At 66.3% G+C, this 23,655-nt stretch carries 29 protein-coding genes and 1 tRNA gene; 12 read left to right on the top strand and 18 right to left on the bottom strand.

Annotated elements, in window-relative coordinates:
* Positions 1-631: 631 nt before the first annotated feature.
* The 5 genes from IZR01_RS54255 to IZR01_RS16710 form a co-directional block, all read right to left on the bottom strand.
* Complete coding sequence (locus IZR01_RS54255) at positions 632-991, bottom strand: ASCH domain-containing protein (protein WP_194893755.1); 360 nt, start codon at positions 989-991, stop codon at positions 632-634.
* A gap of 1,097 nt (positions 992-2,088) precedes the next feature.
* Positions 2,089-2,661 carry an AAA family ATPase gene (locus IZR01_RS16725; protein ID WP_194893732.1) on the bottom strand — a complete coding sequence of 191 codons (573 nt, stop codon included), beginning with the start codon at positions 2,659-2,661 and terminating at the stop codon, positions 2,089-2,091.
* Positions 2,661-3,563 carry a hypothetical protein gene (locus IZR01_RS16720; RefSeq protein WP_194893733.1) on the bottom strand — a complete coding sequence of 301 codons (903 nt, stop codon included), beginning with the start codon at positions 3,561-3,563 and terminating at the stop codon, positions 2,661-2,663. Before IZR01_RS16720 ends, IZR01_RS16725 begins: the two co-directional genes overlap by 1 nt.
* Positions 3,564-3,708: 145 nt before the next feature.
* Positions 3,709-4,323 carry a helix-turn-helix domain-containing protein gene (locus IZR01_RS16715; RefSeq protein ID WP_194893734.1) on the bottom strand — a complete coding sequence of 205 codons (615 nt, stop codon included), beginning with the start codon at positions 4,321-4,323 and terminating at the stop codon, positions 3,709-3,711.
* 214 nt (positions 4,324-4,537) lie between these two features.
* The gene (locus IZR01_RS16710; RefSeq protein WP_194924384.1) at positions 4,538-5,596 is read right to left on the bottom strand and encodes an AraC family transcriptional regulator ligand-binding domain-containing protein; all 1,059 of its coding nucleotides are present in this window, start codon (positions 5,594-5,596) and stop codon (positions 4,538-4,540) included.
* Between the two features lie 168 nt (positions 5,597-5,764).
* Between IZR01_RS16710 and IZR01_RS16705 the strand changes: the two genes are divergently transcribed.
* A complete protein-coding gene (locus tag IZR01_RS16705) occupies positions 5,765-6,082 on the top strand; it encodes a hypothetical protein (RefSeq protein ID WP_194893736.1) in 318 nt (105 codons plus the stop codon).
* Positions 6,083-6,227: 145 nt separating this feature from the next.
* On the opposite strand, the gene IZR01_RS16700 is transcribed toward IZR01_RS16705, so the two are convergent.
* Positions 6,228-6,773, bottom strand: coding sequence for a hypothetical protein (locus tag IZR01_RS16700; RefSeq protein ID WP_194893737.1), 546 nt, complete (start codon positions 6,771-6,773; stop codon positions 6,228-6,230).
* 217 nt (positions 6,774-6,990) lie between these two features.
* Between IZR01_RS16700 and IZR01_RS16695 the strand changes: the two genes are divergently transcribed.
* Positions 6,991-7,425: a hypothetical protein gene (locus tag IZR01_RS16695; protein ID WP_194893738.1), complete on the top strand. Its 435-nt coding sequence runs from the start codon at positions 6,991-6,993 to the stop codon at positions 7,423-7,425.
* Between the two features lie 43 nt (positions 7,426-7,468).
* Here the strand turns inward: IZR01_RS16695 and IZR01_RS16690 are convergent, their stop codons facing one another.
* On the bottom strand, positions 7,469-8,449 hold the full coding sequence (locus IZR01_RS16690) for a DUF2637 domain-containing protein (RefSeq protein WP_194893739.1): 981 nt from the start codon (positions 8,447-8,449) through the stop codon (positions 7,469-7,471).
* A gap of 77 nt (positions 8,450-8,526) precedes the next feature.
* Entirely contained in the window at positions 8,527-9,018 is a 492-nt protein-coding gene (locus tag IZR01_RS16685; RefSeq protein ID WP_194893740.1) for a hypothetical protein, read from the bottom strand.
* 240 nt (positions 9,019-9,258) lie between these two features.
* Between IZR01_RS16685 and IZR01_RS16680 the strand changes: the two genes are divergently transcribed.
* The 5 genes from IZR01_RS16680 to IZR01_RS16660 all read left to right on the top strand — a co-directional run bounded on the left by IZR01_RS16680 (position 9,259) and on the right by IZR01_RS16660 (position 12,720).
* On the top strand, positions 9,259-9,453 hold the full coding sequence (locus tag IZR01_RS16680; protein ID WP_194893741.1) for a hypothetical protein: 195 nt from the start codon (positions 9,259-9,261) through the stop codon (positions 9,451-9,453).
* Between the two features lie 198 nt (positions 9,454-9,651).
* Complete coding sequence (locus tag IZR01_RS16675) at positions 9,652-9,939, top strand: hypothetical protein (RefSeq protein ID WP_194893742.1); 288 nt, start codon at positions 9,652-9,654, stop codon at positions 9,937-9,939.
* A gap of 320 nt (positions 9,940-10,259) precedes the next feature.
* Positions 10,260-10,547, top strand: coding sequence for a helix-turn-helix transcriptional regulator (locus IZR01_RS50610; RefSeq protein WP_228554434.1), 288 nt, complete (start codon positions 10,260-10,262; stop codon positions 10,545-10,547).
* A complete protein-coding gene (locus IZR01_RS16665; RefSeq protein ID WP_194893743.1) occupies positions 10,544-12,007 on the top strand; it encodes a tyrosine-type recombinase/integrase in 1,464 nt (487 codons plus the stop codon). Before IZR01_RS50610 ends, IZR01_RS16665 begins: the two co-directional genes overlap by 4 nt.
* Before the next feature lie 161 nt (positions 12,008-12,168).
* Positions 12,169-12,720, top strand: coding sequence for a hypothetical protein (locus IZR01_RS16660; RefSeq protein WP_194893744.1), 552 nt, complete (start codon positions 12,169-12,171; stop codon positions 12,718-12,720).
* 263 nt (positions 12,721-12,983) lie between these two features.
* Here the strand turns inward: IZR01_RS16660 and IZR01_RS16655 are convergent.
* From IZR01_RS16655 to IZR01_RS16635, 5 genes are all read right to left on the bottom strand, one after another.
* Positions 12,984-13,053: transfer RNA gene (locus tag IZR01_RS16655), tRNA-Ile, on the bottom strand.
* A gap of 411 nt (positions 13,054-13,464) precedes the next feature.
* Positions 13,465-14,319, bottom strand: coding sequence for a tyrosine-type recombinase/integrase (locus IZR01_RS16650; RefSeq protein WP_194893745.1), 855 nt, complete (start codon positions 14,317-14,319; stop codon positions 13,465-13,467).
* 135 nt (positions 14,320-14,454) lie between these two features.
* Positions 14,455-14,694, bottom strand: a complete 240-nt coding sequence (locus IZR01_RS16645) for a hypothetical protein (RefSeq protein ID WP_194893746.1) — start codon at positions 14,692-14,694, stop codon at positions 14,455-14,457.
* Positions 14,691-14,978, bottom strand: coding sequence for a hypothetical protein (locus IZR01_RS16640; protein WP_194924383.1), 288 nt, complete (start codon positions 14,976-14,978; stop codon positions 14,691-14,693). The genes IZR01_RS16645 and IZR01_RS16640 overlap by 4 nt, the downstream gene beginning before the upstream one ends.
* Before the next feature lie 49 nt (positions 14,979-15,027).
* Positions 15,028-15,969, bottom strand: a complete 942-nt coding sequence (locus IZR01_RS16635; RefSeq protein ID WP_194924382.1) for a phosphotransferase — start codon at positions 15,967-15,969, stop codon at positions 15,028-15,030.
* A gap of 170 nt (positions 15,970-16,139) precedes the next feature.
* Between IZR01_RS16635 and IZR01_RS16630 the strand changes: the two genes are divergently transcribed.
* From IZR01_RS16630 to IZR01_RS16615, 4 genes are all read left to right on the top strand, one after another.
* Positions 16,140-16,295, top strand: a complete 156-nt coding sequence (locus IZR01_RS16630) for a hypothetical protein (RefSeq protein ID WP_194924381.1) — start codon at positions 16,140-16,142, stop codon at positions 16,293-16,295.
* A gap of 126 nt (positions 16,296-16,421) precedes the next feature.
* A complete protein-coding gene (locus IZR01_RS16625) occupies positions 16,422-17,261 on the top strand; it encodes an HARBI1 family protein (RefSeq protein WP_194924380.1) in 840 nt (279 codons plus the stop codon).
* A gap of 205 nt (positions 17,262-17,466) precedes the next feature.
* On the top strand, positions 17,467-18,615 hold the full coding sequence (locus IZR01_RS16620) for a phosphotransferase family protein (RefSeq protein WP_194924379.1): 1,149 nt from the start codon (positions 17,467-17,469) through the stop codon (positions 18,613-18,615).
* Positions 18,542-19,045 (top strand): GNAT family N-acetyltransferase, encoded by a 504-nt coding sequence (locus IZR01_RS16615; RefSeq protein ID WP_194893749.1) that lies wholly within the window; start codon positions 18,542-18,544, stop codon positions 19,043-19,045. Before IZR01_RS16620 ends, IZR01_RS16615 begins: the two co-directional genes overlap by 74 nt.
* A 107-nt stretch (positions 19,046-19,152) precedes the next feature.
* Here the strand turns inward: IZR01_RS16615 and IZR01_RS16610 are convergent, their stop codons facing one another.
* Complete coding sequence (locus IZR01_RS16610) at positions 19,153-19,548, bottom strand: hypothetical protein (protein WP_194893750.1); 396 nt, start codon at positions 19,546-19,548, stop codon at positions 19,153-19,155.
* Between the two features lie 88 nt (positions 19,549-19,636).
* On the opposite strand from IZR01_RS16610, the gene IZR01_RS16605 reads away from it, so the two are divergent.
* Positions 19,637-20,395, top strand: a complete 759-nt coding sequence (locus IZR01_RS16605; protein ID WP_194924378.1) for an NAD-dependent epimerase/dehydratase family protein — start codon at positions 19,637-19,639, stop codon at positions 20,393-20,395.
* A gap of 26 nt (positions 20,396-20,421) precedes the next feature.
* On the opposite strand, the gene IZR01_RS16600 is transcribed toward IZR01_RS16605, so the two are convergent.
* The 4 genes from IZR01_RS16600 to IZR01_RS16585 all read right to left on the bottom strand — a co-directional run.
* A complete protein-coding gene (locus IZR01_RS16600; protein ID WP_194893752.1) occupies positions 20,422-20,847 on the bottom strand; it encodes a TY-Chap domain-containing protein in 426 nt (141 codons plus the stop codon).
* Entirely contained in the window at positions 20,844-21,326 is a 483-nt protein-coding gene (locus tag IZR01_RS16595) for a DUF6301 family protein (RefSeq protein ID WP_194893753.1), read from the bottom strand. The genes IZR01_RS16600 and IZR01_RS16595 overlap by 4 nt, the downstream gene beginning before the upstream one ends.
* Before the next feature lie 2 nt (positions 21,327-21,328).
* Complete coding sequence (locus tag IZR01_RS16590) at positions 21,329-22,564, bottom strand: hypothetical protein (RefSeq protein ID WP_194893754.1); 1,236 nt, start codon at positions 22,562-22,564, stop codon at positions 21,329-21,331.
* Between the two features lie 878 nt (positions 22,565-23,442).
* On the bottom strand, positions 23,443-23,655 hold a 213-nt coding region (locus IZR01_RS16585; protein WP_194924377.1), incomplete at its 5' end, for a hypothetical protein.

The raw sequence follows: 23,655 nt of genomic DNA, 5'->3' as shown, positions 1-23,655 counted from the left end.
GGCCCATTACGTGACGCGAGCCCAGGAGAATAACGAGACGGTTCACAGCCAGCGGGCTACCCGTTCGCCTGCGAATGTGGTGAGCGCGGATGTCACAGTCTGGTCGAGTTGCCTCTGGACGACTTCGCCACCGTTGCTGCCGTGCTTGCGCCAGGCCACTGACGAAGCGTTTCGCGGCGAACATACGAGGCGGCTCGTCGCCGTTGGTTGACGATCACGCATTGAGTGGTTTGATCAACTCCACGTCGATCGGCGCTATGCTGCATTCGATCTTGCCCGGGTCACGGTGACCTTGCATCAAGGGGTGGGGTTGCCGGTCATGTCGCGCGTGTTGAGCGTCGTGCCTGGAAGAGTTACGAGCTCTCCGGCGGTGGGGTTCGAGGTCGGATACATCGAGCCGTCAGGTGAGGAACTGCGTCGGCCGCTGGCTGACGCGTGGGCGGTGTGGTTCGAGAATGCGGTGCCGGTTCGCGAGTTCAAGTCCTATAGACCGTCCGGCACAGGGTTTCGCGGGCTACGGATCGCTGCCCCGCTTGTCGCCTACATCAGAAGAGCTCGGGTCCGGACTGCCCTCACCCAATCGAGCGAAGTGCAGAGAACGTACTGGTAGCTGCGGCGAGGTTGACCTGTCTCAGACGAGTTCGATCTCGATGGCCAGGACGCCGAGGGCTTCCTTCTCCGGGCCGTAGATCCGGCGGATGTTGGCGAGTTGTTGCTCGCGCGGGCTGTCAGGGTTGACCCGCGCCGGGCCCTCGGTGTCGAGCATCTGCTCGAAGGAGGTGTAGCGGGCGACGCGCTTGACGCGCGTCAGGGCGTCGTCGGTGCCGCAGATGAAGCGGATGTGGTCGCCGGCGGCCAGGCTGCGCAGGTTGGGGTACTGGACCCGGACCTCGATGGTCTTGCGGCCGGATGCGACCAGGTCGAAGTAGCGGCGGTAAAGGTTCATCTCGCGGGCGCGCACGCCGGTCTCGGTGTCGGGGCGGGCGTTCATTAGGCGGTCGATCTCCAGGGTCGTGTATGAGCGGTAGAAGTGTTTGGGGTCCGACAGCATGCGACCCACCAGCCAGACCATCGCGTCGACGTAGTCGTCCACGGCGCCGGTCCAGGCGGTCGCGTCCAGCATCCAGGGCCGGGCGCCGGGCGGGGGAGCCATCCGGCCTTCCCGAATGAGGGACTTGGACAGTTTGGCACCGGTGTCAGTCAGCACCATGGGGGTGAATACGCGCGGCGGCGGGGTGAGGCCGGGCAGTTGGGTGAAGGCTTCGTCGACGAGTTGGCAACCGAACGCCCAGTCGCCACCTTTGATCATCACAGATAGCGTCACAGCGTCGCGGGCTGCCACACGCTCCTTGACGAGGTTCCGGTACAGGGTGGCCAGGTCCAGGTAGGCATGGCTGTCCGGGGTGATCGTGACCTTGTAGTCGCCGTGGTCGATGCAGACCGCTGCGAAATCGGCGCCGCCGGAGCCGGCGGTAACCAGACGGGTGCGCTCGGCCCGTTTCTCGGCCCATCCGCACGCGGGGCATGGGAAGCGTAGGTGGACCTGGCCGTGGGAGGGTGCCAGCGGCCAACGGATTGTCTCTAGATGACCTAGGGTCGCCAGGAACTCGTACCGGAACACCGGGTCGGCTTGCTGGGCGGTGTAGGTCTCGACCTCATAGTCGACGCCGGTGGCGTCGGCCAGGGAGTCGAAGAAGGCCCGGTAGTACTGCTCGATCAAGCCGTCGACGGCAGGTACGCCCAGCGCGTGGTGGTAGGTCTGCTGGTAGGCGTGGTGTGTCTCGGGGTCTAGCACGACGTCGTAGGGGGCGTTGTCCAGAGCGCCGAAGCGGACTATCGCGTCGACGTTGAAGGTGCGCTTGGCGGCCTTGGCCAGCAGGAATGCGGCTGTCTGCACCAAAGAGGTACCCAGGTGCGGGGCGCCGTTGATCTGGGTGCCGACGCAGAACGCGACGCGCTCGGGCCGGGATGCCTGTAGGCGGGGCCGGATCATGTCGATGCTGCGCAGCATCGCGTTGGCCAGGACGTTGTTCGGGCTGACGATCTCCACGGTCTGTTCGAGGGCCATGAGAGCGTTCTCCTACGCTGCTAGGCGGTGGGCGCGGACACGTTGGCGAGGATCTGCTCGACGCGCTTGGCGGGCTCGTCGGCGGGGATGAAGATCGGGCGGTACCCGGTGTCGTAATAGCCCTGGACGATCAGTTCATGGACGCGGCGGATCTCCCGGTCCTGCGCGAACACCAGGTCGTCCTCGGCTGTGAAGGAGTCCAGCGGGTCCAGGACGAACACGGCGTCGTAGCGGTAGATCCTGGCGGACTCCTCCAGTTCCGGATATGGAGACAGGCCGAAGAAGGCGTCCCAGCCGTAGCCGTCGGGAATGCCGCGGTTGTAGAACCGCAGGCCGTGCTTGTGAGCGGTGTATTCCTGCACGAACGCTGCGAGGACTTCACGGGAGTACTCGCGACGGTCTCCAACCTGAAGGTGCCGACCCAGGCGTTCACGGTGCGCTCGGTAGATCTCGCGGGCAGGTTCGCCCTCGGTCGCAGGGATGGCGCGGGTGGCCAACTCGTCGAGCACGGCCTCCTTGCCAGCGGATGGCCCACCGGTGATCACGTAGCGGCGGGGTGGTCCGGACGGGTCGATCAGTGCGGCCAGGTCCATCAGGACACTCCTTCTTCGGCGGGGGCTGCGGACACAGCCAGGTTGGTGCACCAGGCGTTCGCCTCGCTGGCGGCGGAGCTGGTTTGAACGGCGGCCCAGAACTGCTTGGGCTGTTCGGACCGGGAGGCCGCTGTTGTGAGTTCCGCGGCGAGTTCGTCGGTCAGGACGGGGTACCAGCCGGCCAGCAACGCCAACTCCTCAGGCTCGGTCGGCGGATCAGCTCCGAGTACGCTCGCCCCGTAGGCGGCCGCGTAAGCGGCGGCCGCGCTCAGGGTCTGGGCCAGCCGCCACAACGCGGTGCGGGCGGCATCAGTCGCTTGTGCGGAATCTGGCCCGCTGGTGCTGGTGGCCACCGCGGCGGCGAGCAGTGCGGCCCGTAGCGCGTAGACGCCAGACCACAGTGAGGACAGCGCCTGCTCGTGCTCGGCTGCCTCCCACGCGAACACATCGGCCGGCAGCCGCAGAGGTCTGCGAGCCTGGCCGAGCGCCGGAGGGATCGCGCGGCTGCGCAAGTCCTCGCTGTCGGCGTTGAGCATGTCCGCGAGCTGCTCGCAGATCTCCGGCTCGATGCGCTTACGGAAGTGATGAACCTCGTAGTCGGCCGACGCCGCGGCCTTCTCTCGCCGCTCGGTCAAAGTCAGCCCCATGACCTCGGGAGCGGCACCGAACAGCAGTCGAGCCGGGACGGCCAGGCGGTGGTGGGCGAAACGGGCGAGTTGCCACCGAAGCAGCGATTCCAGGGCCCGCAGTCGGCTGGCGGGGTCGTCCGGCCACGCGGCCCGGGCGACCACACCGCGCAGATCGAGCAGGACCGGATCGACGGAGGCGTACTCGGACAGCGGCAGCCCGGCACGCAGCAGATCACGCAGGACCGCTCCTGATGCCCGCGGCGCGGCGGTCACCGGCGGCACCTTGTGAGCGTGAAGAAGCTGGTCATGGCATCAGTTAACCACCGATGCCCAGTAAATGCCCAGCACTTTGCCCAGTAAATGCCCAGTGAGAAGTCAGCGGTTCTTCGGCGGGCGCCAAGCGGCGTGGGCGGTCGCCTCAGCTTCCCTCGCGCGCGAGCCACCGTTGAATGGTCCGTGCGCTTACGCCGTACCGACTGGCCAGCTCAGCTGTGTCCGGCCTCGCGGATCCCGCGTCGTCGAGCTCGGCGAGGTAAGCGACTAAGGAGGCCGCCTTCTGGTTGGCCCTGTCGGCCACGGGAGCCGGCTTTCCTCGCTTCCTTCTTGGCGTGAGGTCCTTCGCGCCTGTCGGCTTGCCACGCTTGCCAGGTGCTTCCTTGTGGCGTCGCACCAGGTCCCCGCGACGCCAGTAGCGCAGGCTGTGCGCTTCGATGCTGTGCGCGGTGAGGCCGAGCCGGATGGCCTGGTCCGTGAATACGTCGACAGATACGCCGACCGCGGCCGCAGCTTCGAAGTCGTCGAGTAGGTCGTCGGGGGAGGGCTGCGGTTTCGCGGGAGGAATCTGCCCAGCCTTGTGCGCTTCGACATCGGCCGGATCCCACACGTGGTCCCGCCGTCGGTGTGGATTCAGTGGCTTCGGAAAGTCAGGGTCCTTGAGCACCTGCGTATTGCGCAGTGTTCCCAGCGTGACGCCGCGGACGCGAGCGACGCCGGCTGCGTCCACGGGCTCGACGCCGGCTGGAATCACCCTCAACGGTCCTTCCTTATAGGCGTCGGTGGCGAGCCGCTCCGAGCTTCCGGGCAGCTGGAGTGCTCCGACCTATACTCAACACCACAGCGCCTCTCAAGGGCTGTAACCGGTCGGGGTCGGCGAGCTTCCACCGCGCGAGCGGACGTCTCCGCCGGCCCCGATTCCTTCCCTTCTTCGCTGGTGATGACCTGGTATCTCGGACGTCGCGCGGAGGGCGTTACGGCTCTCCGACGTCGGGGGAGGCAGCTCTCGACGATGGTGCATCAGGACGGTTCTGTTCGCTGGCGGCCCAGCGGTGCACGGCGCGGCGTAGCGAGCGCGGGTCGCTGTAGCCGACGCGGGCGGCGACGGCGGCCATGGGCAACCCGGTGGTCTTCAGAGCGGTGGCGTGCGTGCTTCTGGCCTTGTCGAGCTCGCGCTGCCAGGTGGTGCCGTGGTCGTTCAGTCGGCGTTGAAGGGTGCGAGGTGTGAGGACCAGGCGCTGTGCCATCTGGGCGAGCGAGGGGGTGCCGTCGGCGATAGCCAGCGCGAGCACTTGCTCGAAGTGTTTCCACCAGTCGGGAGCGGGTCGGGAGGCTGCCGCCAGCAAGTCGGCGTAATGGGACAGGATCCGGGTGAGGCCGGGATCGGCGGGCTTCGTGGCCTGGGCGTCGGCCGCCAGGAACGTCACCGTGTTGGCGGGCCGGCCGAAGTCCAGGTGGCTGGTGCCGAATGCGTCGGTGAGGTGTTGGTGCGAGCGTGGCGCGTGGTGGGCGAAGCCGACGTGGACCGGTCTCAGGGGCACGCCGAGGGCTTCGCGGCTGCGGCGCAGGATCAGCGCCATGATGAACTCGTGGATTCCGTCGGCAGCCTGGGTCCAGGACGCCTCCGAGCTGTAGCCGATAGTGAGCAGGGCGCCGTCGTCCTGCACGGTCATCACGGCCGAGGGGTCGACTACCAGGTGCAGGTGCTCGGCGGCGAGCCGCGCACCGGCCGCGAGGTTGTCGGCTCCGGTGAACAGGTAGTCCCAGACGTGCAACCGGCCCAAGTCGGCGCCGGCGGCTACGCGTAGTCCGGCGCCCGGCGTCGGCGCCGCGGTAGCGAAGAGTTCCCACAGACGTAGCAGTGACGCGGTCGGCGGCCGTGCGAATTCGTCGGCCAGCACCTCGTCGGCCAGTCCCGGCAGGCGGGCGGTTTCGGCTTCATTCAGCCCCGCGTCCCGCGCGGTTCGCAGAACGAGATTCGTCACGTGGGAGGAGACAGTCCCGGTGACGACGGCGGGATTATCGTCGGCCACGTTGATCCACCCCCGGGGATAGCGCCTGCGGCGACGCACGCCATCGTCGGCGTTGTCGCGTTCGGTTCCCATCCTGTCGCCTCCGGCCATCCGGCGCGGTGGCGGATGACTCCTAGTTTTGGAATGCGCGGCCGTGACCGGCGGCCGGCGGAAACAGGAGTAGACAGCATGGCGGTTTTGATCGTGATGGACTGGGACGAAAGCGAAGCTGACTACTTCGGGATCGTTTCCCGTATGGGGGTGCAGGGCACGCCGGCCGAGGGCATCCATGTGCACGTTGCGGGCCCGACGGCTGGCGGCGTGCGCATCGTGGAGCTGTGGGACGAACTCGCCGAGTTCGAAGCCTTCGTCGACGGCGTGCTGCTGCCGACCGCCGAGGCGGCCGGGATCACCACCAAGCCGGTGTACGTCTCCTTCCCGGTGGCGAACCTGTTCGCTCCGGGGCTGAAGGAGATCGAGAAGCTGGCGCAGCAGTTTGCCGGGTAGCGGCCGGTAGGCCATAGGTCCTCGGTGACCCTGACAAGCCAGCCTCACCCGGTGGCTTGCCATCACGGAGAGCGTTGGAAGACCAGGGCATTAACACGTGGGAGCCGGAGTATCGCTCTCCAGCTCCCACGCTTCGCTCGGCGGATCAGTACAGTCTGATGTACACCCGTGTTTCGGTGAGCTCGTGCAGAACGCGTGCTGAGCACTGCTGGACTGCTGCAGTGTCGAAGTCGCTTTCGATGTTCAGTACCTCGGCGAACCACTGGCCCGCGACCATCTCCCGGACGCGTTCAGCGAGCGTGTTGTGAGCCGCGTCCAGGGATAGCAGTGCCAGGCTGTCGGCTCCCTCCCACCGGCCCAGGCTTAACGCGCACCATGCCGCGACGCCCAGCGCAGCGGCGGCAGCTGGACCCTCGTAGCGAGCCATCTTGGCGAGGCCGAGCGTCAGCATCAGTACCCGGCGCGCCCCCTCTTCGCTGGAGGCGAACGTAGCGAGGTAGTCCCGTACTACGGCGTCCTCGCCGATTCGCCGTAGCAGACTCGCAGACGACGGGTGGTGTTTGACCAGGTGGCCTGGGGTCTCGCTGAGGACGACCCGATCGGCAGCTGCGCGGTCTTCGATCGATAGCAGGGTCATGAGTACGACCTTCTGCTCACTTTTGGGCATGACCTGTGCTGTGTACTTGTTCATGCGTGTCCCTTCTCAAGGCTGTGACCTGGTTCGTCGCGTCGGCTTCCATCTCTCGGCGACAAGTCAAATATATCCTTGTTGGATCACGCGATGCGGGGTTGGGCGGCCCGGAGTGCGCAATTCACTCGCGTGGGTGAGGGCGCCTCGGAGGTCGCGAGCTGTTAGCTGATGTGTGCCCAAGTCGCCAGTAATTGGACGCCTGCTTACCCTGGTGAACATGGCACGACGAACCGGAGCATCGGCGCGGACCCTGGCCCTGACCAAAGCACAGGAAGCGGTGGCGCAGCGAGATGCGGAACGTATCCAGCGGGAGAAGCAGCTCGAAGCCGCTCTGGCGGACTTCTATCAGGCGCAGGGAGAGGTTGAGCGGATACACAAAGGCGCCGACCTAGCAGCTGCTCCGTTCGAAGCTACGATTCGCGAATCTGTGCGCTCCCTCGACCGCCTGGGCGAGACCCGCGCCGGCATTGCGGGGCTGACTGGCCTTTCGTTGCCCCAAGTGCGTGACTGCCTCTCTGACGAGGCTTCGAATGCGCCGGCACCGGATGCGCCGTTTGCCGACGAACTGGCGCGGCGCAGACGCCAGCCGGATATCGAAGCCTTCGAAGGCGCAGTACCTGCCGCCATGCCGGCCGTACGTGCCGGAGATTGAAGAGCATCCGCGCCGGTAGGCAGAACTGCGCCGCGTCGGTGTGTCAGCCAGACTTCGTCGAGCTTGCTGGCACAGGTAGCTCGTAAAGCGCGCCACTCTTGTTCAAGCGCGGCAGTGCCTGCACCACGTAGCGCCGCGCCGTCCCCCGGGAAAGTGGCGCAGGAAGTGACGCGGCAGCCTGATACGCAGCCGCGTTCCGCTCGCGCTCGTCCTCGGAGAACAGGCGCAGATCACCGGACCGCACTTGATCCTTCAGCGCGGCTTCGAAGGCGACGCGCTTCGGGCCTGGGCCTCGACCGCGGCGGAACGCTAGTGCGGACGCCTTCGCGCGCGGCGCGCCCTCGGCGTCTGTCCCCTGCTGCGCTTCTTCTTCCGCGTCCGAAGTAGCGCGTTGCGAGACGTCGTCGGCGCGGGATGCGGACTCCGTCGTACTCTGCGCGCCTTCAGCTTCGTGGCGCAGCACAGCGCGCCGCCTGCTCCACATCAGTCGGGGAAAGTTGACCCACAACGTGGACGTGCGCCACATGCTGCGCTGCGCCTCGTCTCGCACTAGGACGTCGCGCAGGTTGGTGAGCAGGTGCTCCAGAAACACGGCATACATCACGGGCGGAACCGCTGCGACGAGATATCCGCCCAGTGAGTGAGAAGGAGTGTGCAGCAGATTCATCGCGACACTCGCGGTGATGCAGCCGAGCAGCGAGATTCTGGAAGCCACATTCCTGCGGCCCTGAAGCGTCTCGTAGAGGCGGAGAAGGGAGACGCCAGCCGTCCCGGCGTCCAGGAGTAGGGCCCAGACTCGTGCCTCCGCCGCCAGGTCGCCATTGTGGGCCAGGACGTACACCAACTGTGCGTGGTACGAGAGCCACGCGGAGGCGCATGCGAGGGCGAACAGCACGACTCCGGACAGCGTCAGCAGCCCATTGGTGATCCAGGCCGGCGGTTGAGGGGTGTTGGGCGTACGTGTGGTTGGCGCGTCCGACGGTGCGGTTCGGTGTACAAGCCAGGCCGTATTCTGGTGAGACATCAGGGGTGCCTTCCTCTGATTAGGCCCCGATGGGATCCGCCAAGATCTTCACCATCGGGGCCGTCTGGGTTTCGTGTTCAGCGGCCCGCGGTTGCTTCATGCTCGTCGAGGAACTGCAACCAGGACGCCAGCAGCTCGTCCTCGGTCGCGCCGTGGAGCGCGTCCGGATGCCGGGCGAGGCCGGCCACGGCCACCCGGATGAGTGAGCTCGCGGTGATCGGATCGCTCACTCCGTTCCGGGCAGCAGCAAGATCGTCGGCTAGGTCCGTGAGTACTGCCTCAAGGCTCCCCAGCGACGCGGCAAGGCTCAGGAACTCGCGCCACGAGGCGAGCAGCTCCACTTCGTTGTCGCCGTGCAGCCGGTCGCCGTACTCGACCAATCCGTCGATAGCGACCCGAAGCAGCGTGTTGGCAGTGATCCTCTCGCCCTTGACACTTCGGTCGTCATGCAGCTGGCGAGCCAAGTGATCCAACCCGGTCTGCTGGTCGGAGCGGATCAGCGCCTGCTTCGGGCGGGTCTTGGGCCGTTCATCCGAGCCTTGCGGAGCATCACGGCCCAGGGGCGTCATCTCATACCTTTCAACGGGAGCGAGTCAGGAGCATGCGGTTGTTCCTACCTTTGTAGTCCGCCATGAGCTCAAATCCAAAAAGATTCACTCTTTTGGAGGTCTAAGACTCTAAGAGTTCTGAGCTACGGTGGTCTTGGAAACGCGAGAGGGGGCCGGGTTGGCGCCCGACCCCCTCCTAACACGCTCGACTCGGTGTTACCGCACCGGCCGGGCCAGGACCCCTACACAGGAGGGAATCCAGTGACCCATTTTGCCAGTCCCGACGACGAGTTCCTGCCCTTGGAGGACGAACCCGTCCCCGGTCTCGACGACATGATGCTCGCTGAGGGCATCGAGCCGCTCGGGCTGTCGCTCGTCTCGAAAGACCTCACCTTCACCCTCGTGATCTTCGCCTTGATGGCCGGGATCGATGCCGAAAAGTGGTGGAGCCGATGAGCGACCCGCGCTGACGGTTTCAAGCTTCCCGCCGTCTCGGTCGAGTTGGCGCTCGACCCGATCAAGGAATCGCTCGGCCGGTGTTACCGCACCGGCCGAGCTCGGACACCCCTGCACAGGAGGATCCCGTGTCTCAGTTCGTCATGCCCCGCGTGAATATGCCGGAGCAGCGCGCCGCACTGCTGGGTGGTGACGGTCATGTCTGATCTCGACGAAGGCCACCTCGCGTTGGCGTGCATCACCGACGCCTTGTTCTGCTCCGACCTGGAAGCGGGCGCAGCCCTGACCAGCGCTCAGGTGCGTGAGGCCGTCGGTAAGGCCTTACATGCACATCGCGACTGGAACGGGCTGACTCGGGCAGTCCGCGCCGCATTCGCTCAGACGCCGGCCGAAGCTGCCAGCCGCGAGGGATGGTGCCGCCAGGTCGCCGAAGCCGTGCTGAGCCACAGCGACATCGTGACCGACTGCGGCGCCTACCTGCTTTAGGCCCACGCCGACGTCATCCAAGCGCCGTCCGCAGCTCTGTCCCGTTCTCAGTTGGCGGGACCGGCCTGCGGCAGGCGCGGATGCCCGGGTCGTCGCCGTTCATAGAGGCTTCACAAGTTGCCGCTTGTTAGCTGACAGCCGAGCATAGTTTTAGCTGTTGTGAACACGGTCGGCCTCACCGGTCATCCTCGTTCATTTGGGTTCGGAGGTCTGCACATGCCCGAGAAGCACGCCAACGCCTTGGCCGCGGCTCAACGGCGCATCGTGCCGTGGAAGGCCAGCTACCGCCCCGCCTCGGACGCCCACTTTGTGATGCCGCGATGAGCTCGCGAACTGCTGCCGGTCTGCGGCCCCAGCGGGACACGGTCGATGTCCTCGCGGGCGTGCCAGCGTGCGCCTGCGTTTCAACCGACCGCCTCGTCTCGCTCAAGTGCTTGCTGGCTGAACTCGGCGAAGACGAAGGCACTCCTCTCCCGCGCTCGACCTTCGACGACTGGGTCGCGAAAGGGTCCGCGCCGAGAGGGTTCAAGCTCCCCAACGGCCAGTGGCGATTTCGCCGCGCCGTCATAGAAGCCTGGCTCATCGGGTTGGAAAAGGCCTGTTCTTGAAAGACACCCGCACCACCTTCAACGTCAAGGTATGGAACAACCGTCCTCTCAAACGCGCGACGGGTACCCACTACCAGGCACGCTGGTTCCTCGATGGCCAGGAGTTCAATCAGACCTTCACGAAGGCCAAAGCCGCTGACAGTCACCGGTCGATGTTGGTCGCCGCAGTGGGCAAAGGCGAAGCCTTCGCGTTCATCACCGGCTTGCCGCTCTCCCACGACAAGACAGCCGAGGCTCTGGCCGAGCCCGCTGTGAAAATGCAAAGCGCGTTCGACCTGGCTACCGCGTTCGTGGACCGCAAGTGGGACGACGCTGCAGCTACCTACCGAGTGGACATCGCGAAAGCGATGATGGCGTTCACCGTCGCCATGCTGACCGAAACCCCGCCCGCGCGCATCACCGGCCCCATGGTGCGAGCGGCTCTGAAGAACTGGCAGTTCACCGTCACCCAGCGAAAGAACATGCCGAAAAGCGTCGCCGCGATCATCGATTGGGTATGCGAGCACACTCGGCCCGTGGCCGATCTGAACAACGCCGACACCTTCGAAGAGATCTTCTCGAAGATCGTTCGAAAGCTCGACGGCAAACCCATGGCGGAGTCGTCCTATAAGCGCTATCGGGCGATCATGAACAGCTTCCTCGCCTACAGCGTCCGCCTCAAGCAGCTGGACGCCAACCCGCTCGCGGCGATGGAGATTTCCGACAGCAAAGCCAGCCGGCCGACCAAGGCGATCGTTCCGGTCGACAAGCGGCGCCTCACAGACCAGGCCACTGCCGAGGCCCTGTTGTCCGCGGTACGCCGCACCAGCGGAAACGGCGAGGTGTTGGAGCTGGCGATGGAGGTGATGTACCGGGCTGGGCCGCGTCCGGAAGAGATCGTGGCTTTGGAAGTCGGGGACTTCATCCGGGCCAAGACAGCCGGGGGTTGGGGCGAACTCGTCCTTTACGAGGCGGCTCCCGAGACAGCCAAACGCTGGACGGATGACGGTTCGCGCCGTCAGCGCCGCGGGCTGAAAGGTCGTGCCCGCGGTGAGCGCCGTCGCGTGCCCGTGCACCCGGTCCTTGAGCGCAGGCTCTCCGACTACATCGCAAACAAGAAGCTCAGGCCGGGACAGCGCATGTTCAGTGGGCTTCGTGGCGGCGAGCTCGCCTACTCCGTGCTCGACAAGGCCCTCAAGAGAGCGCGACGGGAGGTCCTCAGCGAGGAGCAAGTCGCCTCGACGCTGGCCAAGACCCTGTACGACTGGCGTCATCTGTGCCTGACGAACTGGCTCAACCGGGGGATTCCGCCGGCGAACGTCGCTTCCTGGGCCGGGAACTCCGTGCCTGTGCTGCTCGCGACCTACGTGAACGTCATCGACAACGAGGCGGTACTGCGAGGGCTGCTCGACCGGATGTACGACCCGCTGTCCGGCGCGGATGGCGCCGGAACTCCGAGTGCAGATCCGGGCGGCGGCTGACCTGCGGCAGCGGTCGAGGCGAGCGTGCGTTGCGCAATGCTTGTCAGCGAGAGCTGGAGTCGAGTCCAAGCTCGGAGCGGGCCGTGACGAAAGTCGACCTGCTTCGTTGGCTTGATTGACGACCTCCTGACAAGTGCTGAATACAGATGGGTGAACGCGCTGTGCATGATCATCCCGCCATCGTCGTCGATGACCTCCCGGCTCCGGCCGGAGTCCTGGCTGCCGGGCTTGAGGATGCTTTGGTCGGCGAAGGCTGGGGGCAGCCGGTCCACGACTTCCTCATGGGCTCGCACGGGGTTACCTTCAAGCACCCCGAACGGCGCTTGCGTCTGTATATCGTCGACAGACCCGGGCGGCCGACCCGTTGCGATCTTGAATGTGACGACGTGAATGACCCGTGGTCGGTGATGATCATCGGCCCGACAGTCGGCGGACTTCAGGCCGCTTCCCGTGTTGCCTGCGCTGAGACGCGCGACACCGAGGCCGATCTGGTCGTTTCGCTGCGCGTCGCCGGCTGGGCGGTGGATTTGCGGCCGAACAGGCCCGATGAGCGCCCGTGGGCCACTCGTCCGGATCGGAGACGCTACGTGGCCAGGGTGCCGGGAAGGACAGGCGGTCGTGCCAGCGAATGGTATGTCCAGGGCGCCGGCCTCGATGTGAACGCCAGCGGGTCCGCTCCGTACGCCGTCGTGGCTGCGCTGGCCCTGTCTTGACCTCGCGGTACAGCCCGCGCCGTCCGGCACGCGTGGCTGGGAGTCCCGAGTGGAGATCTAGAACGTGGCTGACCTGCGGTGCCCTTCAAGATCGTGTGCCGCGTATGTGCCGCGGACGGCCGTAAACGATCGTGAACAGTCGGGCAGAGCCGGGTAGCTCGTGATGGCGGGGTCTCGTTCGGAATCAACAGGTTGAGGTAAGAAAAAGGGCCTTGACCTGGCAATCTCCTGGTCAAGGCCGCAAATTTTCATTCTGTTAGGAGTGGGGCGTGTCGGACTCGAACCGACGACCAAGGGATTATGAGTCCCCTGCTGTTTTTCCGGAACACAACATGGCGGTCCGTCTCCGACCACCTGATGTCAGCTTGTCCGACTCCTGCACCCCTGTCAATACGTATCAGGACGCCGGATGCCGTCCCAGTTCCGAGCGCACCCTGGACCATCCCTGGACCACGATAGGCGTATCACTCGCGATTTTGGTTGCCAGCTTCTCAACGGCGTGATTTAGCTAAGGCATGGTCCAGGGTGCCGTCCAGCGTGGTCCAGGGTGATGTCAAGGGGATATCGGTCCCTGCTCCGTCGCCGCTGCTCTACGTGCGAAGCAAGGCCTTGGTCGCGGTGCGGTGGGTTCTGTCCATCTTGGTATCGGGCGTGAGGATTTACTGACCGATCTGCACACGGGTACCGCGGCCAGGGCGGTCAACACCGATCCGGTGATCCCCAAGTGGCGATCCGAAATGAGTGTCAGTCGATGGAGCCGAACTGTAGGCGGAACTCCGACAGCATCCTGGAGCCTGCGGCGATCGCCCGGCCGTGGGCCGACGGCAGGAGTTGTGCGTACGTCCGCAGTGTCACCATCGGATCGGCGTCGCCAAGGTACTCGGCCAGTTCGTTGATCTGTACGCCATGGGCCAGCATCGCGCTGGCGTAGTAGTGCCGCAGAGCGTGCATTCCGTGCCGGAGCGAGTTCCGGTAGCGCCACCGGTCCCGCTCGTCGACGGTCGGTGGCGGGGCGAGACTGGCTTGAACCAGGGCAGGGCGCCAGACCAGCTCGTTGTACAGCCGGGCATCGATGAACGTGGGGCCACGGTACTGGCCATGCCAGACGAACATCAGATTGAACGTCACCAGTTCGCCGTCGGCGGTCTCCCACGGCAGCGTCGCCGCACAGGAATTGGCGTTCCGGGCGTGGGCGCGAAGAGTGGCGGCGGCCTCCTGCGGTAGTGGGACGCGGCGGGTCTTGTCGTTCTTCGGGAGGGCGAACACCCTGTGCCCGTCGGCAAGCTCCTTAGTCTGTCGGCGGACGTGCAGCCATTCGCCGTCGATGTCGTCGGCAGTGAGCGCGAAGATTTCTCCCTGCCGCAGGCCGCACGACATGCCGATCACGGGTACCGCTCGCAGCCCGTCACGATGGAAGTCAAGCAGTCCCAGCAGTTGGGCGTCGCTGAAGACGGTCAGCTCCGATTTTCGGTGCTTCGGCGGTCGAACGCTGTTTGACCAGGCTGGATTGCGGGCGAGTGCGCCGTTCTCGACGGCGATATCCAGAGTCCCACGCAGCAAGTGCGGGGCACGCTTGACCGTGGACGCGCTTTGGGTCATCTGCCGTCCCTGCCTACGCCCGCGCCGCCCGAAATGCCAGCATTGTCCGTGCCCTGGCGCGGAACGAAAACCTCAAACCGGCGAGCGCCCGTCTCGCGCCACGACACCCGATTCAGTGACGTGCGAACTATGGGGCTAGCGCCGTACTGCGGGGCCGGTGCCGCCAGCCGCCTCGCCTGCGTAGTACTCCAGCAGCCGACCGGCCGGCACCGGGGTCTGTGGTGACTGCGCGAGGATGCTGCGGATCCGGCCGAGGAACCCGCCGGCCAGCTCCGGAGCGTCGGTCGCGTCGCGGTCCAGCGGGGTCCCTGGCACGAACCGGTGCAGCGGGAGCGTCCACGGCCGCCCGGATGCCCGGTCCACGGTCGCGCTCATATTGCCGCCGCTGTCCGGATCGGCGCTCCGGTGGGGATCCCCGCAGCTTCGACCAGCTCGGCGATCCGCAGCCCAGGCTCGACGGCTCCGGGCCGGTCGAAGGTCAGCTTCGCCACGACCGGCCCGTCGCCGGTCTTGACGCGCCAGACCCGGGCACGGTCGCCGAGGTCGGTCAGTTCTGCGGCGACGCGGGCGTCGCGAAGGCGCCACGGGGTGTGACGAGACTCGATGCCTAGTGATCGTGAAGCACGCCTGTCGGCTGCCCCCGCGTGTTCAGCGGCCAAGCTCGGCACGTCCGCGTGAACCGGCTCTATGTGGTGTGCGCGACCTGTTTCAGGTCCGTTCGCCGACCGCCACCTGTAGCCAGTGCAGGGCGTTGGCCCTGGTCGCCGCACCGACGGCGGGGTCGGCGACAGCGGCCAGGAACTGGGCGATGTCGTCGATGGTCCGTTCGGTCTGGTAGTAGGCCATGAGGGTCGGATCGAGGTCTAGCGGGCCGTATCCGGTGCGGAATAAGTGCTTGTGGCGGGGATCGGGAGGAGCGTCGCTGAAGGCCGAGCTGAACGGGAACATCAGGTCGCGCTCTTTCGGCGCAAGTATCGGCGCGTCCCAGTCGATGGTATTGAGGCGGCCCGTGCGGTCGGCCAGCAAGTTGCCCAGGTGGATGTCGGTGTGACAGAGGACGAGGTCGGCGCCGATGTCCGCAGCTGCGGCGGCCAGGTGTTCGGTCTCGTCGGCCAGGTGGAGCAGGCGGGTGCCACGGGCGGCCCAGAGATCGGCGAGGTCGGGGACGCTCGGCGCGACGTCAGCCATCGCGCGCAGAGAGTCCGGGGCGGTGGTGGCGAACTTCTCGACCGGCATTGCGGTGTCCGGCGGAGGAGCCGCGGCGTGGATGGCGGCCATGAGGCGGCCGTACTCGATCCATTGTGGTTCGGTGAGGCCCGTGTCCCAAAGGTTGCTGCTGGCGATGTAGGGATAGAGCAGAAGCCAGTGGCCCGCCACCGGGAAATTGAGTTCGCCGGTGTCGGCAGCGATCGGAGCCACGACCCGGTCGATGCCCTGCTTGACCAGCGCGCGGGGCACTTCGAGGGCAGCCGCGTCCGAGGCCTCTTTCCTCAGTTTCAGGAAGTAGGAATCGCCGGTGACAGTGTCCACGCGGTAGGTCCAGCCCTCGAGGCCGACTGGCAAGAAAGTCAATCCCGTGACGTCCAGGACCCAGGCGTCGGCGATGGCGTCGGCAAGGGTCTTCTCGTCCAGCTTCGGGGGTTCGATCACTCGCTGACTGTCGCACGGGTCCCTGGCCGTAGTCACGGTGATATTTGTGGGTAGAGGCAGCAGCGGCCATGAACCTGCACTAACACGACTTCCTGTCCCGTACGGTCTGCTGATCCTGGCCAAACCCCTGCCGACCATCGAGCACGGCGGGCCGAAGGACCACAGCCCAGGTGTCCGTCAGTGCCTTCAACTGGGCCTGCCGCGAAGACTGCATCCTGTCCATCGAATGGGAACGCGCCCACGGCCTGTACACCTATGGCGAGATGGGAGACGTCTTCATTCAAGGCATTGAGCCATTCCCGGTAACTGCCGGCAGCTCTCTGTGATCGCACCGGGGTCTGACTTCGTGTCGAGTCGTATGCGAACCCTGTGATCAAACGGCGTGAAGCCCCTGGTAGAAGTAGGTCTTGTCTAAGGATCAACTTCATACCGCGAGGCTTCACGTGGACTCTATGGTGACATACACCGCCGTGCTCGACGTCCGGGAGGAGACGGTGTTCTTCCTGGCCCGACTGCTGTGCCTGCGGCGGGCTGAACTGGGCACCCGCCGGGGACGGCGGGCTCTTGGCTGCTACCGGCAGGCGGTGCTGGTCCTGCGCTGGTTCCTGGACGGCACCCGGATCGCGCAGCTGGCCTGCGACAACGGGATCGGGAAGTCCACGGCCTACCGGGCGCTGCACGAGGGTATCGACGCCCTTGCCGCGGCCGCCCCGGGCTTGCCCGAGGCTATCGCTGCCGCCAAAGCCGCAGGCCACACCCACCTGAACCTGGATGGCACCGTGATCCGCATCGACCGGTGCGCCGCGCCCGGCCCGAACGGCGCGGACCTGTGGTGGTCCGGCAAGCACAAGCACCACGGCGGGAACCTGCAGGTGCTCTCCGACACCGACGGCTGGCCGCTGTGGATCTCCGCCGTCCGGCCCGGCCGGGAGCACGACACCACCTGCGCCAAAGCCGCGGCCGGTCTGATGTCCGCGCTGGAGCAGGCCGCCGCCGAGCAGATGCCGACGCTGACCGACCTGGGCTACGAGGGCCTGGCCGGACCCGCCCTGCGGATGCCGATCAAGAAGCTCAAAGGCGTCGAACTCAAGGAGGACCAGCGGCAGTACAACCTGCTCGTCCGCGGCGTCCACGCCATCGCCGAGCGCGCGAACTCGCTGCTCAAGACCACCTTCAAAGCCCTGCGACGGGTCAGTGTGTGCCCGTGGCGGATCGGCGCGATCGCCAAGGCCGCAATCGTCCTGCTCCACCTCGAATACGGCCGACCCCTACCCGCCCGTCACACAGCGTGAGACGCAGCTACCGGGAATGGCTCATTGAAGCGATCCCGGGTCGGTGGCCATGGCGCCCAAGCTACCGCCGATGCGCAACATCGTTCCCGGCATCGCCGCGTACGGCCGCACCGCGATCGGGAGGGGTTTCCGGTAGCCGGAATCCGGCGATCTTGTAATAGGAAATCCGCTCGCGCCGCTTGATAGCGGCTGACACGCTTCCGGGATGGAGCACGACGCACGCGCGGAGCGGCTTGAACGGGTACTGGCCGACACGAAGCTTGGACACGCGGCCGCGGCAGTGCCGCTGTCAGGCTTTTCCAACGACACCTGGCGGTTCGGCTCTCACGTGCTACGGATCTGCTGGAACGGCGACGTCCAGCGCCTGGAGCGTGAAGCATCCGTTGCCGCCGACCTACCGCCTGAGGTGCGCTACCCGCCGCTGGTGGCTGCCGGCCGGAGCGGAGAGTTGGCCTGGACGGTAACGCGATGGGTCGAAGGCGTGCCGCTGGCCGAGGTCTGGCCACGGCTCAGCGACCGTGACCGGGCAGGCGCCGTGGACCAACTCGCGCAGGCTTTGGCGGCGCTGCACCAATGGACTCCTCGCGGGCCTGCAAGCCAGCTCGTCAATGCCCGCGAGGCGGTAGACCTGTCTGATCCAGTCGCCGTGGTCGGCGCGACGTTGAATCCTCTGCCTCTGGACCGCGCGACCGCTCTGGCCGGACACGCCCGCAGCTTGCCCTTCGTCCGGCCTCAACTGGTGGATGACCTGCTGGAGCGGCTGCGGGGTCTGGCCGTTCACGATCCCTACATCGACACGGCAGGGCACGTCGTGGTGCACGGCGACGCACACCTGAACAACGTGCTGTGGAACGACGGCCGGTTGGTCGCGCTGCTTGACCTGGAATGGGTCCGGCTCGGTCTGCGGGACCTGGAGCTGGAGCCGTTCCTTCGCGCGGTCGACTGGAGCGGCCAGGAGCCGGAGCTGATGCCGGAACACGAGGTGTCGCAGCTGCTGGGCTGGCTGGCCGGCGCCTATCCGGGCCTGTTCGCGTCCCCGAACCTTATCGGGCGACTGTGGCTGTATCAGCTCACGTTCACGCTGCGTGAGCTGTTCACCTGGCATGCCGCCACCGCCCCGCCGGACCGGCTAGCTGCGGACCATCCGCTGAACCTGCTGCCGAAGTTCGTCGAGAGCAGCGACCATCTGGAGCGGCTGCTCGCCGGCGCAGGCCGGCCGCGCCCACGAGGTGCCGGCCGTCGAACGCCGATCTCAAAAGATTCTGCGATGGGAGCCGGTCATGCCGGAGCTCGTTCCCCCGACCGTCACCGTCCACCCCTCCTACCTGGCCGCGGTCACGGAATACCAGGCTGAGGGCGGTTACCCCGACTTCGACGGTCTCGACATCGACGATCCTGCCGCCTTTGCCGCATACGCCGAACAGCTCCGAGGGGACCCCCGTCGGCATCCGGCGCCGGACTGGTCGGCCATGACCCAGCTGTGGTGGGTCGACGGGCCCGATTACCTGGGACGGATCGGTATCTGGCACACCCTGTCGGGGACGCGGGCCATATCAGGGCACGTCGGCTACGACATCCGTCCCTCAGCACGCGGGCGGGGCCACGCCACCGCGATGCTCACCGCGGCGTTGCCGGTCATCGGCGCGCTGGGGATCGATCCGGCGCTGATCACCGTCCGCCCCGGCAATCGCGCCAGCCGCCGCGTTCTGGAGAACTGCGGCGCCGAACTGGTGGAGGCAGACCCTGATCGACTCTACTTCCACCTGCCTACCGGATGTCGATGAGCGGCGGACGGCACCCGACACTGCGGCGGCCTGTCTCAGCCACCTCATCGCGCTGGCCGGGCAGGGGCGGCTCCGGTCGACGTGCGGGTCGGACCGAGGCCGCGCCATCATGCCGGCGGAAGCAGTGCCTCGACTTCCAGAGCCAGGCGCTGGACCACGGCAGCGCGGTCCTGACCGGTCGCTTCGGCGAGCCACTGAATGAGCAGCGCGTCGATCAGCATGTTCGCCTTGGCCTGGTCGCTGCGGATCCTGGAGGTCCACGCCATCGCATCGTCCAAGGCGCGAGCGTCGGCCGGCGGCAGGGGCGTTCCGAGCTCCACCTGGACCGCGCTGATCTGGTTGGCCTCGGCGATGGACTGGTACAGCTGTTCCAGGGTCGTGCCGCGGTCGGCGGTGACGGTGAGCGTCAGCGCCCGCAGCCAGTCCTCTGCCAACTGCCTCGGCGTCGGCTGCGGCAAAGGCGGCGCCGCGGCGTGCTCGTCGGGTTTGGATCGTCGCTTCACGGCTCCAGCGTAGGAAGGCCCGGACCGCGGGGGAATGGGGTGAGTAAATCGCTGTGACCGAGTGCAGGCGCGCTGTTACGGTCGCCGGATGATGAGGGTCCTGATTGTCGGGGGCAGCGGCTACGTCGGCTCCCTGATAGTGCCCGGACTGGCTGAGGCCGGGCATTTGGTACGGGTGCTCGACCCCGTCGAGCCGGCTGGTGACGTCGCGGTCGAGTGGGCGTGCGGAAGCGCCTTGGACCCGGCTGCCTTGAGCTCGGCGTTGGCCGGCGTCGACGCCGTGGTCTTCACCGCGCTCGGCCCTCGGGGCGCAGACGGCGACTTCGACGTGCGCAGCAGCTACGAGACCAACGTCGCCGCGGTCCACCTGACCTTGGCAGCCGCCGGGGCGGCCAGGGTACGGCGAGCCGTGCTGATCTCCAGCATCTCGGTGTTCGCCAATGTGCCGACCCCCGTGACCGACCGCCTGCTGGACGAACGGTCCGTTCCCGACTCGGCCGACGCATACGGGTTGGTCAAACGGCTCGCCGAAACCGTTGCCGAAGCCGCGGCCGCAGTACACCAGTTAACTGTCTCGGCGCTGAGGATCGCTTGGCCAACGACCGAAGCGGCGTGGCCGCTGTGGGCGCTGCCTATATTCGATTCACCGGCGGAAATCCGCTGTTTGGACGGCACGCTCCTGCCCTCGCTGGCGGCAAGCGACCTGGCCAGCGCAGTGCTCGCCGCTCTGGATCGCAGCGATCCTGGCTTCGAGGCGTTCCATATTGTCGGGGACGACGGCTCCGGCCGTTGCTGGAGCACCGCCAAAGCCCGGGATCTGCTCGGCTGGCAACCGAGGCGACGCTGAACAGCGATCACATCCTGCACTCGGTATCAGATCGCGCGAATGCGACGCACGGACTCCAGGTCGAGTGGCTCGTCGGTCTTAAGGTTGAAGGCAAAGACCTCGAGTGGTTCGTCCTCTGCAGGCGGCAACTGCTCGATCAGGTCAATCATCATCTCGGCTGCGGTCAGCGCCTCGGTGCCGGAGACCGGCCAAGGGAAGGTACGGAACCATCCAGGCACCCCTGGAATGGGGGGCGACCATCCGCGTGCCCGTAGAGCCGCCTCGTCGTCGGGTGTCAGGCGCAGGTAGCCCACCAGGTCGACGTTGCTGCTGGTTTCGATCAGGAGGCAGTCGGCATCCCCTCGACCGTGCACATACTTCCCTCCGCGCCTGACGACGATCACATCGTGCTCGCGGAGCTGTACCAGATCCGCGGCGAGCCACGCGCTCGCCTGCCGGAGAGCGGAGCTCATGCCGTGCCCGTCTTGTCGACAGCGTCCTGGAAGTCTTCCGTGGCCCAGTAGACGGTGATCGTGCTCGGCAGGTTCTTCATCGTCAGGACATGGCCGCGGTGCCGCCACTGGAGCCCCGGGTACTTCCCTGGAACGCGCCCGCCGGGGGCCCCGAAGATCTCTTGAACCATGTCGGCGAACCGGACGAAGGCATCGGCAGCCGCCAGTTGCGAGGCGGGATCCTTGGCCGGCGACGACAACCCGAGAGAGAACTCGTTCACCTTGCCGTCGGTGAACGACATCGAGACGTCGACTTGAGGAACGTCCCATGCGACATCTGCGATCGCGGCCTTGCCGGGGATCGCGGAGCTTTCATCGATCGTCCAGCCGAGTTCGGCCATCAGGGCGGGCAACTGCTCGACGGTCCAATCAAACGTGGTGTCATGCAGCGTCGCGAAGAAAGCTCTCGCTTCGTCGTCGGAAAGTATCGGCTGGGCCATCGCTACTGGGTTCCTTCATCGGACGGTATGCGTATTGTGTCACGCCGGAAGCGTCCGGGGTCGAGCAGGTGTGGGACGACGTTCACGGTACCGTCGGCGGAAGTGTGGACGAGCAGGCATTTCACGGCGCCGCCGTTGCTTCCCTCGATAGTGCTCTGAACGTTGTAGTAGAGCTGAGGGTCGGCTTGGAGCGCCGCTGCCAGGCTATCGTCGTTCTGGAGAAGATGGTGGACATACTCGGGGCTGCACTGCTGGGCGATGATCTTCGGCCCAGAGTTGTTCGGGTCGTCGACTTTGCTCACCCCGAGCGTCGATCCGGCCCCCTTCTCCTCGATGATGATCAGCATGGGGGTAGCCGAGCCGTCATAGATGGTGCGGTCGAAGGTCCCTTTCACTCCCCGGGTCCCGTCTGAGCTGGTGATCGTCTGCCCGTCCGGGTGGAGTAGCGAGCCGATGAACCTACCTCCGGCCACCCCCAGCGTCTCACTTGCATCCACAAGGGCTTGCGATGCCTGCGCGTAATCGGCTGCGGCGGTTACGGCAGCGTTCCGGAGGTTACGGGGCAGGTTCGGTACTGCCTCGCGCAGCTCGTCTTTGAAGTTCGCGCTGCCGAAAGTGTTGCGGTCGATGGTCAGCCCGGCTTGTTCAAGGCTGTCGATCAGCGGCTTAACCTGGTTGTCCCAGATCTCGTTCTTCGTGTCCTGCTTCTCGGCCCGGGCCAGCGTTGCGGCGCGCACCGCCTCAAGGTCGGCGAGTTGGTCGGGACTTGTCGGTGCAGGCATCTGGTCGAGGGACTGGCCGCGTTCGGCATGCGCATCGATGCCTTTCGGCGGAAGCTTGTTGTCGTCTGTGACATATCCTCTGGCGTCTCGCAGACGGCCCGTTCCCTCGCGATGCAGGCCTTGTCCCACTGCGTCGCCGACTGCGTGCCACCGCCCGTCGGGGCCTTCGTAGAGCGCGTGGTTGGTAGCCGTTCCGTGGGCCACGAAGGCGCCAAGGTCCTCGGCTCTATACCGCTCTACGCCATCGGTGTCGCCAGAATCCTGGTTGTCGTGCTCGCCGGTGTTCTGATCTACAGCTGTGCCGGTCGTCGCGGAATCGCCCGCAGTTGTATCTAGTGTCGATGACGCGGCTGGTGTGAGGCTGCTGTCGGCGGTGGTTGCTGTGGGGTCGAGCGGGCGAGCGTGTTCGTCACCAAGTGCCGTTTCTGTCAGCACCTGTCCGGTTGTCAGCTCCACGACTGGGTCGTCGTTCAGGACGTCGCGGTCGGATGCTGCGGCTGTTCCGTCAGCGCCTATGTCCAGTGTTCCGTGTGGGTCTGCGCCATGGCTGTCGACACCTGCGTGGGTCGGCTCTGGCGACGCGGAGTTGGTCTCGCCTGGAGTGCCGTCGACGGTTGTCGGTATCTCAGCGCGAGGCGGACTGTCGCCGCCTGGTGCACCGGTTCCGGCTGGCTCGGCGATGTCGGCCGCGGGCTCATGGCCAGCCGGGGTATCGGTCGCGGGTGTCGCGGCGGTGTCAGCCGCCTGTGTGCCAGTGGAGTCGATCAGGCTGTTGGTGTCGCTATTGCCGCTGACGTCGTTGTGGGTAGGGGCGTCGGTCGTTGCCTCGACTGATGGGGAACCGTTCTCGCTGCGGCTACCGGTGTCGGCCCGGCTGGCATCCGGTGTGGCCAGGTCTCGAACTGGCGGGGGTGCGAAGGTCGATTCGGCAACGACCTGGGCGACAGGACTCTGGGTAGCAGCGGATGCGGCGCCTTCGCCGACGCGGTCGAGCGACGATGAGCTATCGGAGCCGTGGACCGCGGAGCTTCCTGCTGCGATCGCGGTAGGGCCGGGAAGCGGGGCGGGTGGGATCGCCGCCTCAGCCAGGGTCGGAGCGGTGGTGTTGTCGGTTCCTGATCGCGGGCCGGGAAACGGTGGCGGCTCGAGGGTAGCCTCGGCTACGGGCGATGGCGCCTCGGCAACTGGTTGACCTGCCGAGGCAGGGCTGTCTCCTGAGTCTCCGCGACTCGAACTGGCAGGTGTTTCTGCAGCTGGAGCGGCCTGTGTGCTGTTGTCGGCCGACGTGCTGGGGGCGGGTCCCGGGCTGCCCGTCGCTTCGATGGCGCCTCCGCTCATGGGGAGGCTGCTTCGGTGCCCGAGGCGTGGGTGTCGGGGTAGAGCCGGGTCACCGGCCACAACGTGCGCAGCGTGAAGAGGTCGAGGGCACCTTTCAGCCGGGCGGCAGGGTCTGGGGCGTGGAAGAGGCGAGTCGCAGCCTTCTCGTAAGCCGGCGGGGTGGTGCTGCCGGTGATGACGGTGCGTGGGGGCAGGTGGTTGTCGGGGTG

Source organism: Catenulispora pinisilvae (assembly GCF_015356865.1).
GTDB classification, from domain to species: domain Bacteria; phylum Actinomycetota; class Actinomycetes; order Streptomycetales; family Catenulisporaceae; genus Catenulispora; species Catenulispora pinisilvae.
The sequence above is the reverse complement of the archived record's forward strand: the minus strand, read 5'-3'. Positions and strand labels throughout refer to the sequence as shown.

Coding starts and splice junctions, on each gene's coding strand:
- IZR01_RS54255 (WP_194893755.1), bottom strand. CDS start 991: ATGAACGCCCGCCCCGACACCGAGACCGGCGTGCGCGCCCGCGAGATG.
- IZR01_RS16725 (WP_194893732.1), bottom strand. CDS start 2,661: ATGGACCTGGCCGCACTGATCGACCCGTCCGGACCACCCCGCCGCTAC.
- IZR01_RS16705 (WP_194893736.1), top strand. CDS start 5,765: ATGGCGGTTTTGATCGTGATGGACTGGGACGAAAGCGAAGCTGACTAC.
- IZR01_RS16700 (WP_194893737.1), bottom strand. CDS start 6,773: ATGAACAAGTACACAGCACAGGTCATGCCCAAAAGTGAGCAGAAGGTC.
- IZR01_RS16695 (WP_194893738.1), top strand. CDS start 6,991: ATGGCACGACGAACCGGAGCATCGGCGCGGACCCTGGCCCTGACCAAA.
- IZR01_RS16690 (WP_194893739.1), bottom strand. CDS start 8,449: ATGTCTCACCAGAATACGGCCTGGCTTGTACACCGAACCGCACCGTCG.
- IZR01_RS16685 (WP_194893740.1), bottom strand. CDS start 9,018: ATGACGCCCCTGGGCCGTGATGCTCCGCAAGGCTCGGATGAACGGCCC.
- IZR01_RS16675 (WP_194893742.1), top strand. CDS start 9,652: ATGTCTGATCTCGACGAAGGCCACCTCGCGTTGGCGTGCATCACCGAC.
- IZR01_RS50610 (WP_228554434.1), top strand. CDS start 10,260: ATGAGCTCGCGAACTGCTGCCGGTCTGCGGCCCCAGCGGGACACGGTC.
- IZR01_RS16650 (WP_194893745.1), bottom strand. CDS start 14,319: ATGACCCAAAGCGCGTCCACGGTCAAGCGTGCCCCGCACTTGCTGCGT.
- IZR01_RS16645 (WP_194893746.1), bottom strand. CDS start 14,694: ATGAGCGCGACCGTGGACCGGGCATCCGGGCGGCCGTGGACGCTCCCG.
- IZR01_RS16625 (WP_194924380.1), top strand. CDS start 16,422: ATGGTGACATACACCGCCGTGCTCGACGTCCGGGAGGAGACGGTGTTC.
- IZR01_RS16620 (WP_194924379.1), top strand. CDS start 17,467: ATGGAGCACGACGCACGCGCGGAGCGGCTTGAACGGGTACTGGCCGAC.
- IZR01_RS16615 (WP_194893749.1), top strand. CDS start 18,542: ATGCCGGAGCTCGTTCCCCCGACCGTCACCGTCCACCCCTCCTACCTG.
- IZR01_RS16605 (WP_194924378.1), top strand. CDS start 19,637: ATGATGAGGGTCCTGATTGTCGGGGGCAGCGGCTACGTCGGCTCCCTG.
- IZR01_RS16600 (WP_194893752.1), bottom strand. CDS start 20,847: ATGAGCTCCGCTCTCCGGCAGGCGAGCGCGTGGCTCGCCGCGGATCTG.
- IZR01_RS16595 (WP_194893753.1), bottom strand. CDS start 21,326: ATGGCCCAGCCGATACTTTCCGACGACGAAGCGAGAGCTTTCTTCGCG.